General features: G+C 70.8%; 17 protein-coding genes. 6 read left to right on the forward strand and 11 right to left on the reverse strand.

Annotated features, from left to right (window positions below; all coding sequences use genetic code 11):
- From ACRDTB_RS10880 to ACRDTB_RS10900, 5 genes are all read right to left on the reverse strand, one after another.
- Nucleotides 1-190, reverse strand: a 190-nt coding sequence (locus tag ACRDTB_RS10880) for a hypothetical protein (RefSeq protein WP_431429944.1), incomplete at its 3' end; no start/stop codon positions are given.
- Nucleotides 191-321: 131 nt separating this feature from the next.
- On the reverse strand, nt 322-534 hold the full coding sequence (locus tag ACRDTB_RS10885; protein WP_431429945.1) for a hypothetical protein: 213 nt from the start codon (nt 532-534) through the stop codon (nt 322-324).
- Between the two features lie 397 nt (nt 535-931).
- The gene (locus tag ACRDTB_RS10890) at nt 932-2,356 is read right to left on the reverse strand and encodes a recombinase family protein (RefSeq protein ID WP_431429946.1); all 1,425 of its coding nucleotides are present in this window, start codon (nt 2,354-2,356) and stop codon (nt 932-934) included.
- Between the two features lie 26 nt (nt 2,357-2,382).
- A complete protein-coding gene (locus tag ACRDTB_RS10895) occupies nt 2,383-2,511 on the reverse strand; it encodes a hypothetical protein (RefSeq protein WP_431430009.1) in 129 nt (42 codons plus the stop codon).
- A gap of 43 nt (nt 2,512-2,554) precedes the next feature.
- Nucleotides 2,555-2,902 carry a YciI family protein gene (locus ACRDTB_RS10900; protein WP_431429947.1) on the reverse strand — a complete coding sequence of 116 codons (348 nt, stop codon included), beginning with the start codon at nt 2,900-2,902 and terminating at the stop codon, nt 2,555-2,557.
- 138 nt (nt 2,903-3,040) lie between these two features.
- Between ACRDTB_RS10900 and ACRDTB_RS10905 the strand changes: the two genes are divergently transcribed.
- Nucleotides 3,041-4,294 carry an MFS transporter gene (locus tag ACRDTB_RS10905; protein ID WP_431429948.1) on the forward strand — a complete coding sequence of 418 codons (1,254 nt, stop codon included), beginning with the start codon at nt 3,041-3,043 and terminating at the stop codon, nt 4,292-4,294.
- Nucleotides 4,295-4,324: 30 nt separating this feature from the next.
- Here the strand turns inward: ACRDTB_RS10905 and ACRDTB_RS10910 are convergent, their stop codons facing one another.
- Together ACRDTB_RS10910 and ACRDTB_RS10915 are read right to left on the reverse strand one after the other, a co-directional pair.
- The gene (locus tag ACRDTB_RS10910) at nt 4,325-5,605 is read right to left on the reverse strand and encodes a GGDEF domain-containing protein (RefSeq protein WP_431429949.1); all 1,281 of its coding nucleotides are present in this window, start codon (nt 5,603-5,605) and stop codon (nt 4,325-4,327) included.
- Between the two features lie 361 nt (nt 5,606-5,966).
- Nucleotides 5,967-7,526, reverse strand: a complete 1,560-nt coding sequence (locus ACRDTB_RS10915; protein ID WP_431429950.1) for an LLM class flavin-dependent oxidoreductase — start codon at nt 7,524-7,526, stop codon at nt 5,967-5,969.
- Between the two features lie 187 nt (nt 7,527-7,713).
- On the opposite strand from ACRDTB_RS10915, the gene ACRDTB_RS10920 reads away from it, so the two are divergent.
- The 3 genes from ACRDTB_RS10920 to ACRDTB_RS10930 are packed head-to-tail and all read left to right on the forward strand — an operon-like array spanning nt 7,714 to nt 9,718.
- On the forward strand, nt 7,714-8,565 hold the full coding sequence (locus ACRDTB_RS10920) for a glycoside hydrolase family 16 protein (RefSeq protein WP_431429951.1): 852 nt from the start codon (nt 7,714-7,716) through the stop codon (nt 8,563-8,565).
- A gap of 48 nt (nt 8,566-8,613) precedes the next feature.
- Nucleotides 8,614-9,051 (forward strand): nitroreductase family deazaflavin-dependent oxidoreductase, encoded by a 438-nt coding sequence (locus ACRDTB_RS10925; protein ID WP_431429953.1) that lies wholly within the window; start codon nt 8,614-8,616, stop codon nt 9,049-9,051.
- 10 nt (nt 9,052-9,061) lie between these two features.
- Nucleotides 9,062-9,718: an O-methyltransferase gene (locus ACRDTB_RS10930; protein ID WP_431429954.1), complete on the forward strand. Its 657-nt coding sequence runs from the start codon at nt 9,062-9,064 to the stop codon at nt 9,716-9,718.
- A gap of 24 nt (nt 9,719-9,742) precedes the next feature.
- Here the strand turns inward: ACRDTB_RS10930 and ACRDTB_RS10935 are convergent, their stop codons facing one another.
- The 3 genes from ACRDTB_RS10935 to ACRDTB_RS10945 form a co-directional block, all read right to left on the reverse strand.
- The gene (locus tag ACRDTB_RS10935) at nt 9,743-10,024 is read right to left on the reverse strand and encodes a hypothetical protein (protein WP_431429955.1); all 282 of its coding nucleotides are present in this window, start codon (nt 10,022-10,024) and stop codon (nt 9,743-9,745) included.
- 91 nt (nt 10,025-10,115) lie between these two features.
- Nucleotides 10,116-10,997, reverse strand: a complete 882-nt coding sequence (locus ACRDTB_RS10940) for a helix-turn-helix domain-containing protein (RefSeq protein WP_431429956.1) — start codon at nt 10,995-10,997, stop codon at nt 10,116-10,118.
- A 107-nt stretch (nt 10,998-11,104) separates the two neighbouring features.
- The gene (locus ACRDTB_RS10945) at nt 11,105-11,404 is read right to left on the reverse strand and encodes a hypothetical protein (RefSeq protein ID WP_431429957.1); all 300 of its coding nucleotides are present in this window, start codon (nt 11,402-11,404) and stop codon (nt 11,105-11,107) included.
- Nucleotides 11,405-11,595: 191 nt separating this feature from the next.
- Between ACRDTB_RS10945 and ACRDTB_RS10950 the strand changes: the two genes are divergently transcribed.
- Both ACRDTB_RS10950 and ACRDTB_RS10955 read left to right on the forward strand, forming a co-directional pair.
- A complete protein-coding gene (locus tag ACRDTB_RS10950) occupies nt 11,596-12,417 on the forward strand; it encodes a response regulator transcription factor (RefSeq protein ID WP_431429958.1) in 822 nt (273 codons plus the stop codon).
- 4 nt (nt 12,418-12,421) lie between these two features.
- Nucleotides 12,422-13,333 (forward strand): AfsR/SARP family transcriptional regulator, encoded by a 912-nt coding sequence (locus ACRDTB_RS10955; RefSeq protein WP_431429959.1) that lies wholly within the window; start codon nt 12,422-12,424, stop codon nt 13,331-13,333.
- A 49-nt stretch (nt 13,334-13,382) separates the two neighbouring features.
- On the opposite strand, the gene ACRDTB_RS10960 is transcribed toward ACRDTB_RS10955, so the two are convergent.
- The gene (locus ACRDTB_RS10960; RefSeq protein WP_431429960.1) at nt 13,383-13,715 is read right to left on the reverse strand and encodes a hypothetical protein; all 333 of its coding nucleotides are present in this window, start codon (nt 13,713-13,715) and stop codon (nt 13,383-13,385) included.
- Between the last annotated feature and the right edge of the window lie 174 nt (nt 13,716-13,889).

Raw genomic sequence — 13,889 nt, forward strand, 5'->3', positions numbered from 1 at the left:
CCAGCGGGTGAGAAAGCTCGACCTGGACACCGCACCGGCCGCACGGATGCACCGAGGTGAGCCGGCGACGCTCCCGCAACTCGGCGTAGGTCAGGCCGGGTCGCCAGTTGCCGGCCGCGGACAGCTGTCGGGACGTCTCACTGACGGTCTTGCGCCGCAACCACTCGTCCAGCTCGCCGAGCAGGCTCAAGACATGCTCGGACTGGCACAGGAAGTCCCACGCGCGGGCTTTCGGGCAGGAACAGGCAGGGAGACCCGGTATGCTTACCTCTGGTCCGCTCGACCCGGAGCCCGCCTCGTAGGGGCGGGTTTCGTCATGCATTAGGCCGCCTCCTCGGTAGTGGGGAGGCGCAGCAGGGACCGCAGTTGCTCCACCTGTTCGGTGGTGAGCGGGGGCGCGGTCGAGACGACCTGCTTGATGTGCTCCGCCAGCCGCCCGGCCTTGTAGACGCGCCGTAGTCGGTTGGCCTCGTCGTGATCTCCGTAGCGACATGCACGGGCGATAGCCGTGCGCTGCGCAGCAGGGGATGCCATAGTGACACCTGCCGTTCTGTGAGGGTTCGGCAAGGCCGGCCCCGTGGAGATCCGACGTGGTAGGACACGTCGGAGAGCATCTCCGGGGGCCGGCCCCTTCATCTATGAGCCAAAGTCAACCACAAGCGCGGCGTAAAGTGGTGGAGGTCTGGCCATTTCTCGGCGCGCCGCTACGGTTCGCTACACGGCGGCACACGAAATGCATGCGGAACCATGCGGAGATCATGAAGTCAGATGAAGTCAGATGACTTACTTTGCAGACATCCGCAGGTCAGCGCACCATTTCGCACCATGGTCTAGACCACCGTGCATATCTGTGCTTATTAGTGCTTAGCCGGTAGGTCAGAATGTGACAGAATAGGAAAGGCTATTCGACGCTCTGACCTGCGGATGGGTGCTATCGGGCACTTTTGGTCACCCACTCCACCGTGGTCCGCTCGGCCACCACCGCGGCCTTGTCCTCGTCGCTCGTCCACCGGGTCAGCCGCACGGGGGACTCTGCAAGCGAGATCGTCGCGAACAGCGCCTTGACCACCGACCGGCGAGCCGGGACCGGCATGCCCCGCCACGTCCCCCATAGGTCGTCGGAGTCCAGCAGGTCCAGCAGTGCCGCATTCTCCGCGTGCCGCTTCAACCCGGCCAGGGCGTCGTTGAGTCGCTCGCGGATGGCGGGCTCGGTCATGGCCGCGAACTCCAACGTCAACTCCTTGCGGCCTACCCGGGCCGACAGCTCTTCCAGCTCGTCGCGGGCGTTCGCTATCACTTCCCGGAGCCGGGAAGTGATAGCGGTGTCGGGCGCGAACACCACCCTGGCGTCCTCCCGCGACAGCCGCTCCAAGACGACCTCGGTGACGTAGGTGTCGAGGTGCGCCTGCTCCACCGACGTGCAGCCCTTCCCCACGCACCTGTAGCGCGCCACCCGACCCTCCCTGGGCGGCTGCACGTTCATCCCGGCCTCGCACTTCCCACAGGACACCAGGTAGCTCAACAGGTGCTTGGTGGCGCCGGGGGGCGAGGACTGACGGCCCGGGGCGCTGAGGACCGCACCAGCACGCCGAAACAAGGTCTCGGTGACGAGCGACTCCCACTGACCCGGGTACAGCTGGCCGTTGTGCTGGCGCAGCCCGATGTACTTCGGTCGGGTCGCGAGCTTCTTCACCGTCTTGCTGGTCCACTTGCCGCCCTCGGGTGCCGGCACGCCGGCGTCGTTGAGCCGATCAACGATCCGCTTCAGCGGCACCTCAGCGGCTACCTGCTCGATGATGCTGCGCGCGGTCGCGGCGTGCTCGTTCGGCACGTCCCGGAACTTCTTCCTGTCGGCCGAGTCGTAGATCCGCGAGTAGCCGTAGGCGACGTGCCCGTGGGGCTTCCCGGCCATCGCGGCGCCGGCAGTGCCCCGGCGAACGTCCACGGACTTCAGTTCGGACTCGTGCTGGGCGTCCACCCCCGAGTCGGCGAGCGACTTCCAGTCGCGCGGCACATCGAGGTCGTACAGATGCCTGTCCCGGATGACGTAGATCCGGACCTTGTGCTTGCGGCACTGCTCCAAGAACCACAGCCAGGTGGCCGCCGTGCGGTCGCCGCGGTCGGACGCCCACAGCACCAGGATGTTCAGCTTCCCCGCGGTGATGTCGACGCACAGCTGCGACCAGTCGCCGCGCTCCTTGGTGCCGAATCTGGACGCGGACACCTTGTCGCTGTACGCCACCTGCGTCCAGCTTTCCCGGACGCAGGTGGCGTGCGCCTCCCGGATCTGGTCCTCGAGGGAGACCTGCTTACCGTGGGACTGGCGCGCGTAGACGCCAGCGGTAACACTTGCCATGCGAGTTACGATACCCGCACCGGACCCTAATCCTCCGCGAGGTCCCAGTCGCCGGTCACCCGGATCAGGGTGGCCACGACCTGGCCCCACTCCGCGCGGAACGCCGCGGCGACCGCGGCCTCGACCGAGCTCACCGCGTCGACCGTTCGCTCCACTCCTCCGCTACCCGTCGTCTTCCCTCCCCCGAGGTTCGCCCGCTTACCAGAGTGGGCGCACCTCGACCATCCCGAACCGGGCCACCGGGTGCGCCGCGGCCACGGCGACCGCCTCCTCCAGGTCGGCGCACTCGATCACGGACAGCCCGCCGATCTGCTCCTTGGTCTCCGCGAACGGGCCGTCGGCGAGCAGCACCTCGCCGTCGCGCACCCGTACGGTCCTCGCCTCGCCCGGCGGTCGCAGGACCTCGCCGCTGACGAACACGCCGCGCCGGGTCATCTCGTCGGCCCAGGCCACCGCGTCGTCGGCCTCACAGATCTCCTTCGACGACCTCGACGACGGCCCCGAGTCGTCGCCCTCTTCGCCGCCGATCAGCAACAGGTACCGCACGCCACCATGGTCTCACGAGGTGTGGTGGCCTTCCCGCCTCGCGACTCTCGAAGCGGGCGACATCCCGTAGTACGGTTCGTAGTGATCCTTCGTAGTGATCCAATGGCGTTGTGTGACAGAGGCATGCGGGGAGGTCCTGTGGTCACGACCGCACAGCGCGGCTACCGCGGGATCTTCGCGAACACCGAGTTCCGCGCCCTGTTCACCGCGCAGCTGATCTCGGTCATCGGCGACCAGTTCGCCCGGGTCGCGCTGTCCGTGCTCGTCTTCGACCGAACGGGGTCGCCGGCCTGGACCGCCCTGACCTACGGCCTGACCTTCCTCCCCGACCTCGTCGGCGGCCCGCTGCTGTCCGGTCTCGCCGACCGCTACCCACGGCGCCGGCTGATGGTCGGCACCGACCTGACCCGGGCCGGGCTGGTGGCGCTGATGGCCGTGCCCAGCATGCCGATCTGGCTGCTGTGCCTGCTGCTGGTCGTGGTGCAGCTGATCAGCGCGCCGGCCAACGCCGCGCGCGGGGCACTGGTGCCCGCTGTGCTCGGCGACGCGGACTACCCCGCCGGGCAGGCGGCGCTGCAGTCGGTGATGCAGTTCGCGCAGGTGATCGGGTTCGCCGGCGGCGGCGGGCTCATCGTGGCCATCGGCACCGGCGGGGTGCTGCTCGCGGACGCCGGCACGTTCGCCGCCTCCGCGCTGCTGGTGTGGTGGCTGGTGAGGCAGCGCCCGGCCTCGGCCGGTGACGCGGAGGTTCTGCAGCGCGGCTGGTGGCGGGACTTCGTCGCCGGCACGAACCTGGTGTGGACCGACCGCCGGCTGCGCGCGCTCGTCGGTTTCGCCTGCCTGTCGGGGTTCTACATCGTCGGCGAGGCGATCGCCGTGCCGTACGCGCACTCGCTGGACAGCGGCGCGGTCGCGGTCGGGTTCATGTTCGCCGGCTACGCGACCGGCGCGTCGGTCGGCATGCTGGCGCTCGCACGGCTGCGCGAACCGTTGCGGCTGCGGCTGCTCTCGCCGCTCGCGGTGGGCACGTGCGTGCCGCTGGTGGCATGCCTGGCCGACCCGGGGCTGGTGCTCGTGGTCGTCCTGTTCGCCGCGTCCGGTGTGGGCAGTGCGTACCAGGTGATCGCGTCCACCACGTTCATGATCGCGGTGCCGGACGCGCGGCGCGGGCAGGCGTTCGGGCTGGCGGTCACCGCGCTGAAGGTCTCCCAGGGGATCGGGGTCACGCTCGCCGGGCTCGCCGCCGAAGGCGTGGCGCCCTACGCGGTGGTCGGCATGGCCGGCCTGCTCGGCATGCTCGCCGCGACCGGTGTGGCGTGGTCATGGCGGGCCGCCGGCGGCCGGCGAGCCGCGCTGCTCGCCGCGGGAACGCCAGCAAGGACGCCTTGTTGACGTTCAACGTCTGGAAGGCGTCCTTCCTGGCTAGTCCTGCGGCTGACGGGCGGTGGGGAGGTGCGCGGGTATCTGGGTGCGGGACAGGATCGAGCTCGGCCGGCCCGCGATCCGTGTGCAGTCGCGTCCCGCGGCCTTCGCCTCGTACAGCGCCGCGTCGGCGGCCAGCAGCAACGACGTCCGGTCCGCGCCGTGGTCGGGAAAGATCGCCGCGCCGACCGACGCGGTCAGCCCGCCGATCGTGCGCTCCATCCCGTCCAGGTCGATCGCCGTCACCGTCACCGAGGCGATCGCCGCCCGGATCCGTTCCGCGGTGACCAGGACGTCCTCCGGTCCGAGACCGGGCAGTACCACCGCGAACTCCTCGCCGCCGTAACGGCCGACCATGTCGTGGCCGCGCACCGAGTGCCGGATGGCCTCGGCCACCGCACGCAGCACGGCGTCGCCGGCGAGGTGACCGTGCCGGTCGTTGATCCGCTTGAACAGGTCGAGGTCGAGCAGCAGCACGCCGAGCCGCCCGTCCAGCCGCCGGGCCCGGTCCAGCTCGTCGGCCGCGAGCTCGGCCCAGAACGTGGGGTCGAACAGGCCCGTCTTCGCGTCCTTGCGGCTGGCGTCGCGGAACTGCGGCAACAGCAACCCCGTGTGCAGGGCCAGAACGGTGATGATCAGCAGCGGCGTCCACCACGGCCGGGTGGTCATCACGACCGCGAAGCCGGTGGCGAGCCCCACCGCTCCGGCGATCATCAGCTGGTCGCTCGCATGCCCCAATGCCTTGCGGGCCGGGCGATCCGGGTTCGTGAGCAGGATGACGAGCACCACGAGCCCGTAGTTGACGAGCCGGTACAGCGCGCCGGCGGCCACCACCGCGACGAGCCCGAGCGGACCGTCCAGCGCGGTGGCGAACGGCTCGCCGTGGTGGTGGGGGTAGATGGCGGCGAGCACCGCGTACGCGGCCGCGCACGCGAGCACGACCGTAGCGACCGAGAACACCTTTCGGTGTACGACCGCCCGGCGGCGGTACACCCGCATCCACGAGTGCGTGTAGCTGATCACGAGCAGCACGGCGATCAGTGGTGGCGGCAGCAGCAGGACGGCCGCGAAGATCCACACGGACTGCAGGTGCGTGTAGGGCGAGCCCTCCGAGATCACCTCGCGGATGCGCTCGATTCCCCTGGACGCCTCGCCGTGCGCGACCGCCGCGATCACCAACAGACCGAGGCAGACCCAGTCCTCGCGAACGATCGGGGCCAGAGTTATGGTGCCGGCTACGGTTGCCAGCGCGGCAACGTCGACGGCAAGGATGTACACCACCACAGAACGCGAGTGGGACCACAGGCTCCAGCGGGCAGGTGAGATTCGCTTCCACCCCTGCACGGGGTCGGCAGGATCCATGCCGTGCACCACCGTGTCCTTCCAACGGAGGTCCCCACTGTAATGGCCCGGACACCGAGTGTCGCGACTCCAAACGAGTGAGCAGATCATCAGGTCGGACCGGGTGCACCGAAGGAGATGCCATGTCCGCAACGACCTCCCGCACGGGCCGCCCCAGCGACTGGCGCACCGGCCGCACCGCCGACCGGCGCACCGCCTGACCGGCCAACCGGCACCGACGCCAGTGGTCATCTGACGTAACTTGTGGCGTCCGTGCGCCGCACGTCGGGTCCTTCGCGGCTCAGCCGATGCCGAGCCGCGCCAGCGGTTCGACGAGTTCACGCTCCTCATAGGACAGATGGGACAGGAGCGTGTCGGTGAGCAGGTCCACCGCCTCGCTCAGCTCAGCGATGCCGTCCGTGCCGGCGACCGTGGCCACGAGCGCGGCGTCGACCCGGTTCAGCACGTCGTGGATCACGCGGTGCTCGGCCGCGAGCCGGTCGAGGACGGGGCCGAGCCGCGGGTCGGCCCGGCGCACCTGCGGGAAGAACGACGCGTCCTCGAGCGAGTGGTGCATCGTGACGAACCGGCAGTAGCTCTCGCAGAAGGCGCCGAGCGTCCAGTTGTTCTGCCGCATGGTCATCTCGTTGATCTCCGACCGCGCGGCGCCGACGTCGAGCGCGCCGTCGGCGACCTGGCGGACCAGCGAGCGCACCCGGTCGAGCTCGCCGCGCAGGTGGTCGTGGATCTCGATGAGGTGCCGGCCGGTCATCCTGCCGCGCTCGATGTAGGTCGCGTCCGGGTCGAGCGCGGGCCCGGTCGGGCGCTGCGACTCGTCCCACACGGTCGTGCTCGACAGCCGGGTCCCGTCGTCCGGCGTCGGCGTCACGCCGAGCCGCCCGGCAGCCAGGGTGTCAACCGTGTCCAGTGTGTCCACAGAGGACGTTCCGGCGCGTCGCGGCGGGTCGCCGAGGTTCCGCTCCTGCGCGACGAGCTCGCGGACGGCGGGTGCCACCTCTTCCGCGAAGCGTCGCAGGTCGCCGTCGCCGTCGCGATCCACCATCAGCAGGAACGAGCTGATGCCGTCGGTCAGTGTCAGCTCGGCGAGCTGTTCCGCCCACACTTTGACCGGACCGCGCAGGAACTCCGCCCCGGAGCCGGTGAACGACCCGGTGATGTTGTAGAGCCGCCGAATGTCCGATGTGGACCGTCCGGCCGCCTCGGCGGCCTCGTCGATGACCTCGTTCATGCCGGCCAGCCGCTCCGGCGGCGCGTAGGGCGCGCTGGGCAGCCAGCCGTCGGCGGCGCGGCCGGTGAGCGCGAGCATGCGCTTGCCGTACGCGCCGAGCCAGATCCCGATGTCGTGCACGGGGAACGGACCGGGGTGCGCGCCGGCGAGCCGGTAGTGCTCGCCGGCCAGCCGCACGCCGCGCCCGGGTGTCCACAGTGCACGGATGACGGCGACGGCCTCCTCGAGCGCGGCGACGGACTCGCCCGGCGTGCGGCGCGGTCCGCCCATCCCCTCGACGGCGTCCCAGAACGCGCCGGCGCCGAGGCCGAGCTCGGCGCGCCCGCCGGAGAGGATGTCGAGGCTGGCCACGCTGCGAGCGAGGACCGCGGGTGGGCGCAGCGGCAGGTTCGCGACGTTCGGGAACACGCGCACCGACGTGGTGCCGGCTGCGATGACCGACAGCAGCGTCCAGGTGTCGAGGAAGGCGGCCTGGTACGGATGGTCCTGCGCGCTGACCAGGTCGAGCCCTAGCCGGTCGGCGAGCCGGGCGAGGGTGAGCGTGTCGCCCGCGGCGTCGGCCTGCGGGGGCAGGAAGACGCCGAACTCCAAGGGGTGGCCGTAGTCGGGCATGAGATCAGTATGCGCGCGCGAGGGTGACGGCACGTGTGGCCGTGGCCGACGACACCAGCGTGAGCCGTACCGGAAACCGATCCGCGCAACCCCCCGATCGTCGGTTGCGCGAATGGTCTAGACCGATCCATGCTTTGTTCGCGCGCGCAACAAATGTTCACGTTCCGAACCAACCGAGGAGCCGACGATGATGTCCGCACGCATCTGCATGCTCGTCTCCGCGCTCGCCGCGACCGTGTTGCCCGGTGCCATCGCGAGCGGCCAGGCCACCGCTGCCCCGCCGGCCGACGAGGGGCCGGCCGGCGCCGAGGCGGTCGTGTTCGCCGACGACTTCGACGGTCCGGCGGGCGCCGGGCCGGACGGTTCGAAGTGGGTGCTCGAGACCGGCGACAACGTCAACAACCACGAGCGGCAGTACTACACGACCTCGACGAGCAACGCCGCCCTCGACGGGAACGGCAACCTCGTCATCACCGCCCGCCGGGAGAACCCCGGCAACTACCAGTGCTGGTACGGCACCTGTGAGTACACCTCGGCCCGCCTCAACACGTCGGGCAGGTTCACCCAGACCTACGGCCACTTCGAGGCCCGCATCAAGCTGTCCCGCGGCCAGGGCATGTGGCCCGCGTTCTGGATGCTCGGCGACGACATCGGCGGCGTCGGCTGGCCGCAGTGCGGCGAGATCGACATCATGGAGAACATCGGCGCCGAACCGTCCACTGTGCACGGAACGATCCACGGGCCGGGCTACTCCGGCTCCGGCGGAATCGGGGCGCCGTACGGCATCGACGGCGCGTTCGCCGACGAGTTCCACACCTTCGCCGTGGACTGGTCGCCGAACCAGCTCGTCTGGTCGGTCGACGGGAACGTCTACCAGACGCGGACCCCGGCCGACCTCGGCGGCCGCGAGTGGGTGTTCGACCACCCGTTCTTCCTGATCCTCAACCTGGCGGTCGGCGGCTACTGGCCCGGCGACCCGGACGAGACCACCCCGTTCCCGAACACGCTCACCGTCGACTACGTGCGCGTGACCGCCTGACCCACCCGCCGGTGAAATACCCGCCGTGTCGCGAGCGTTGCCGTGGGCATGCCACTACAGGGAGAGTACGAACCGAGCACAGCCGAATGGGTCCGCACGCAGGTCGAGGAGTTCGAGAGCTCGAACGGGGCCCGGGGCAACACGATGCGCGGCATGCCGGTGGTGATCCTGACGACCGCCGGCGCGAAGACCGGGAAGATCCGCAAGATACCGCTGATGCGGGTGGAGAGCGAGGGCCGCTACGCGATCGTCGCCTCGCTCGGCGGCGCGCCGAAGAACCCCGTCTGGTACTACAACGTGCAGGCCAACCCGCACGTCGAGCTGCAGGACGGGCCGGTCAAGCAGGACATGATCGCCCGCGAGCTCAATGGTGACGAGAAGGCCAAGTGGTGGGACGTCGCCGTCGACGCCTACCCGGACTACGCCGACTACCAGCGCAAGACCGACCGCGAGATCCCCGTCTTCGTCCTGGAGCCGGTCGGGTAGGAATGGGTGCATGACACAGGCTCAGTGGGACGCGGTCGACGACTACTTCTCGGGGCTGCTCGTCGGCCCGGACGCGGCGCTCGACGCGGCACTCGAGGCCAGTGACGCGGCCGGCCTGCCACGGATCGCGGTCTCGCCCACCCAGGGCAAGCTGCTGCACCTGATCGCCAGGGTCCACGGCGCCCGCCGCATCCTGGAGATCGGGACGCTCGGCGGCTACAGCGCGATCTGGCTCGCCCGCGCGTTGCCCGCGGACGGCCGGCTCGTCACGCTCGAGTACGAGGAGAAGCACGCCGAGCTCGCGCGTGCCAACCTCGCGCGCGCCGGGCTGGCCGAGCGGGTCGAGGTGCGCGTCGGCCCGGCGCTGGACACGCTGCCCTCCGTCGAGGGCCCGTTCGACCTGGTGTTCATCGACGCCGACAAGCCCAACAACCCCGACTACTTCCGCTGGGCCCTGGGGCTGACCAGGCCGGGCAGTGTGATCATCGTGGACAACGTCGTGCGTGGTGGAAAGGTGGCCGACCCGGCCAGCACCGACCCGTCGATCGTCGGCACCCGCCGGCTCGCCGAGCTGCTCGCCACCGAGCCGACCGTCGCCGCGACCACCGTGCAGACCGTGGGTGCCAAGGGCTACGACGGCTTCGCCTTCGCCCTGGTCACCGGCTGACCCTGACGACTTGCGGGGGGCGGCTCAGCGCTCGGCGGGCCGCAGGCGCCCCCGGAACCGCCGGAGCATCGCGAACGACACCACCGGCGAGCGGGCCAGGCACACCTCGCACGGCATGCCCGCCGGCGACGAGAGGACCTCCCCCTCACCGGGTCCGATCTCCAGGCCGCAGTAGGCGGTCAGCCGCCGCGGCAGCACCTCCGACTCGGGCAGCGGCACGAGATGGCACGTTCGGCGGCTCTCGCCGATCAACGACCCGTCCGGTTGCCGGGGCTTCAGTCGAACCAGGATCAACGTCCGGGTCATGAGTGGCACGCTAGGACCGTGCCAACCAGGCACGACAGCACATTTCTCCGGATTTCTCGCCGATCACCACATCGTCGTAGCGGGCGCGGAGTCATTCGCCCTCGGGCAACAGCTCACCCGAAAGGTCGTCGATGACGCGCTTGATGATCTCTCGGGCCGTGCGGCCGTAGCTCGCGGCCGCCGCCATCGCGTCGAAGATCGACCGGTACAGCTCGAGCTCCCGCGGCCCGGCCAGGTTCAGCTCCGCGGAGAATGTCTCCACCATCACCCGCGTGTCGTCGAGCAGCCAGAAGCCGTGCGTGGGCGCCACCTGGTACGCGGTCGGGAACCCGACGATCCCGAACTTCACGTTGGGCAGGCTCGCCAGCGAGAGCAGCCGATCGAGCTGTCCCAGCATCACCTCCGGCGGGCACAGCCGGTACCGCAGCGCGGCCTCGGTCAGGACGAAGTGGAACCGTTTGTCCTGCCGGTAAAGGACGTCCTGGCGCTGGATACGGGCCCGCACCGCGTCGTCGACATCGCCGCGCACGTCGAACACGGCGACGGTCTGCGTGAAGCGGGCCCGCGCGTACTCCGCGGTCTGTAGCAGGCCCGGCACGAACGTGGACTCGAACGCGCGGAACAGCCGCGTCGTGGCGTCGAGCGCGGCGAGCTCGGTCTGATGCGAGCCGAGACCACCGCGCAACTGCCGCTGCCACTCGATATTCTGGACGGTGAGCGTGTGCAGAGCGGCGAGGAGACCCTCGGTCTCCGCCTCGCCGCCGGTCGCCCGGGTCCAGGCGTGGAGGTCGTCCTCGGTCGGCGACTGGCGGCCGTTCTCCAGCTTGGAGACCTTCGACGGCGGCCAGGACAGCGACTCCGCGAGCGCGCGGCCGCTCAGGTCGGCCCGGCGGCGCAGCTCGCGGAGTCGTTTGCCGAGCGCGAGGCGCGCCTGGTTGAGACTGGAGACGCCGTTGTTTCGAATCGGTGGCACGACACCCGTCCCTCGCCGCGCGCCGTCCCCGGCGGCGCGCCCCTGTGCCTTCCACGATAACGGGTGCGATCCGCCTTCCCGAGAAATTTCTCGGAAACCACTGCCGGCTAACGGCGTTCCTCGACGGGCTCGCGCGTGTAGAGGCGGAGCACGTCCTCCGGGATCTCGATGATCGCCTCGCCATTCGGGACCGGACCGACGTCGGCGAGTGCCTGGACATCGGTCACCACCCAGCCCTGCGCGATGAACGTCCGGCGGTCGGTGCGGTCGGTCGCGAAGAGCGTCGGGGACTGCCCCTCCTGTGACAAGGGATCCTTGCCGAGAAAGCGCGCGCGCAAGCTGGTCTCCGTTTCAAGAAACAGGGGAAACTGTTCTTGATCATCGAGTGACCCGTGCCAGGTCGTCAAACCGGCCGGTGTGCCCGGTTACCGTTCGCCGCAGACCGTGCCGGCCACGAAAGCACAGGTAGAAGCCTCGACCGTGCGTATGCCGCGAGTTGAAGACCGCTCAACGAAAGAACACGTCGGTGTCGCCCCGCCTTAGCGTGAACAGTGCCGGAGTCCTGCCTCCGGCACGAGAGGCGAGGCGAGGCGAGACGATGGACCACCGCACCGACGCGACGTGGCCGGACAGTGCCGACCAACCGACCCTCCGCGTGGTGTCCGGGCACGCCGTGCGCGTCCTGCCCCGACCGCGGCCCGCCGGGTGGCTCGACGACGATCCGGAAACCTACCCGCGGATCGTCAGCTACGACAACACCGGCGACGAGACCGACGGCATCCGGGTACTGGTCGTCGGCGACGACGTGCTCGCCCGCCGCGGTGTGCTGGCCGCGCTCGACGGCGAGCCGGGCATGGTCGTCGTCGGCGAGCACGGCAACGGCCCCGCCGTGTTCGCCACGATGTCCAACCAGCACCCGGATGTCCTGCTGCTGCACGGTTTGCGGTCCGGCGACACCGCCCCCGTGCTGGCCGCGGTGCGCCGGTCGGGCCGCGTGGTCCGCGTGCTCGGCATCGGCATGCGCGACGGCGAGGCGCTGACGAGCCCGGAGGTGTGCGGCTCACTGCCCGCGTGGTCGACGCCGGAGGAGGTCGTCGCGGCGGTGCGGATCGCGGCGGCCGGGTTCGCGCTGCGCCGCTTCGAGGAGGTCGGGCAGCCGGGTCGGCTGGTGCGCCTCGCCGGGCCCGAGCACGGGCGGCATGTGGCCGCGCGCGACGGGCTGAGCGAGCGCGAGTGCGACGTGCTGGGCCTGGTCGCGCGCGGGCTGTCCAACGCCGAGATCGCCGAGGAGCTCACCGTCTCCGAGCACACGGTGATGTCCCACATGCAGAACCTGCTCAGCAAGCTCGGCCTGCGCAACCGGATCCACGCGGTGATCTACGCGTTCGAGTCCGGAGTGGCCACGCCGGAACACCGGTAGCGGCATGCGGCTGCACATCCTCGGCCCGATGGAGGTCCACGACGCGCGCGGCGCGCCGGTGGAGGTCACCGGCGTCAAGCGGCGGGCGCTGCTCGCCTCGCTCGTGGTGTGCGCCGGCCGCACGCTGTCGACCGGGCGGCTCGTCGCGGAGCTGTGGGGCGAGCGGCCACCGGCCAACGCGGCGAACGCCCTGCAGGCCCAGATGCGCCGGCTGCGCAAGGTGATCGAGCAGGCGTGTGGCGAGCCGGACCGGATCGTCACCCGCCCGCCGGGCTACGCCCTGACGCTGTACGCGGGCGAGAGCGACGCGGTCGAGTTCGTCGAGCGCGTCGGCTCGGCCCGGGCCCTTGCCGCCGCCGAGCCCGCACGGGCGGTCGCGCCGCTGCGGGCCGCGCTCGCGCTGTGGCGGGGACCGGCGCTGGAGGACGCCGCGCTGGGCGACGTCTGCACGGCGGAGGCGGCGGCGCTCGACGAGCACCGGCTCGCGGCACTGGAGACGTTGTACGAAGCGAGCCTGCGCGCCGGCCGGCACGCCGAGGTGGTCGGCGAGCTGGCGGAGACGTCGGCCGACCATCCCCTGCGGGAGCGGTTCTACGAGCAGCTGATGGTGGCGCTGGCCCGCGGCGGCCGGCGGTCCGACGCGCTCGCGGTGTACGACCGGGCCCGCCGGCGGCTGCGGTGTGACCTCGGCGTCGAGCCGGGACCGGTGCTGCGGGCGCGAATGCGGTCGATCCTGGCGGACACGCGCGAGCCCGACGCGTCGCGGGAGCTCGCGCACGAGCCGGTGGCGCTGCGCCGCGAGCTCGCCGAGCTGCGCCAGCGGATCGACACGCTGGCGAGCCGGCAGGAGACCGTGCTGGAGACGTTGCTGGAGTCGCTGCGCCTGCTGGCGCCGGACCGGGTGCCGCGCCCGTAGGGCCAGGAAGGACGCCTTGCAGACGTCGCGTGTCCGGAAGGCGTCCTTCCTAGCGCGAGTCCCGGACGCCGGCGAGGTTCTCGGCGAGGATCGCCTTCACCTCGGTCTTGGCGTGCAGGTAGGCCTCGGCGATGTCCGCGGGGATGCCGTCCCTCGCGGCGACCACGGTCGCGGGTGGGTCGGGGACGACGATGGGGCCGGCGGAGACGGCCGGCACGCGCTCGAAGCCGCGCACCGCGTCCGCGCCGCGCTCGGCGAGCGTGCGGTGGCGCGAGCCGGTCCCCGGGGCGAGATGGAGCACCTGCGTGGTCGACGCGTGCAGCGCGCACTCGACGACCTCCCGGTTGCCCGGCAGGCCGAGCTCCTCGTCCGAGTACGTCATGACCGATCTCCTCCTCGCCGGGACCTCAATTGTCGGATTCCGGTCAGGGGCCGACAATCCGTCCGCGGAACGGTTCGTGCCCATCCGCCGCGGGAGGGAGGTCGTCCCTCCCGCGGCGGAGCGGGGACGCGGCCGCTCGCGGCCGGTGGGCCGGGCCGGTCGGCCGCGACGCGG

The organism is Actinophytocola sp. (genome assembly GCF_050699935.1).
Taxonomy (GTDB): Bacteria; Actinomycetota; Actinomycetes; order Mycobacteriales; family Pseudonocardiaceae; genus Actinophytocola.

Excerpts from the sequence above, each read along its gene's own strand:
- ACRDTB_RS10885 (WP_431429945.1), bottom strand. The coding sequence starts at position 534 with ATGGCATCCCCTGCTGCGCAGCGCACGGCTATCGCCCGTGCATGTCGC.
- ACRDTB_RS10890 (WP_431429946.1), bottom strand. The coding sequence starts at position 2,356 with ATGGCAAGTGTTACCGCTGGCGTCTACGCGCGCCAGTCCCACGGTAAG.
- ACRDTB_RS10915 (WP_431429950.1), bottom strand. The coding sequence starts at position 7,526 with ATGCCCGACTACGGCCACCCCTTGGAGTTCGGCGTCTTCCTGCCCCCG.
- ACRDTB_RS10920 (WP_431429951.1), top strand. The coding sequence starts at position 7,714 with ATGATGTCCGCACGCATCTGCATGCTCGTCTCCGCGCTCGCCGCGACC.
- ACRDTB_RS10925 (WP_431429953.1), top strand. The coding sequence starts at position 8,614 with ATGCCACTACAGGGAGAGTACGAACCGAGCACAGCCGAATGGGTCCGC.
- ACRDTB_RS10930 (WP_431429954.1), top strand. The coding sequence starts at position 9,062 with ATGACACAGGCTCAGTGGGACGCGGTCGACGACTACTTCTCGGGGCTG.
- ACRDTB_RS10935 (WP_431429955.1), bottom strand. The coding sequence starts at position 10,024 with ATGACCCGGACGTTGATCCTGGTTCGACTGAAGCCCCGGCAACCGGAC.
- ACRDTB_RS10950 (WP_431429958.1), top strand. The coding sequence starts at position 11,596 with ATGGACCACCGCACCGACGCGACGTGGCCGGACAGTGCCGACCAACCG.
- ACRDTB_RS10955 (WP_431429959.1), top strand. The coding sequence starts at position 12,422 with ATGCGGCTGCACATCCTCGGCCCGATGGAGGTCCACGACGCGCGCGGC.
- ACRDTB_RS10960 (WP_431429960.1), bottom strand. The coding sequence starts at position 13,715 with ATGACGTACTCGGACGAGGAGCTCGGCCTGCCGGGCAACCGGGAGGTC.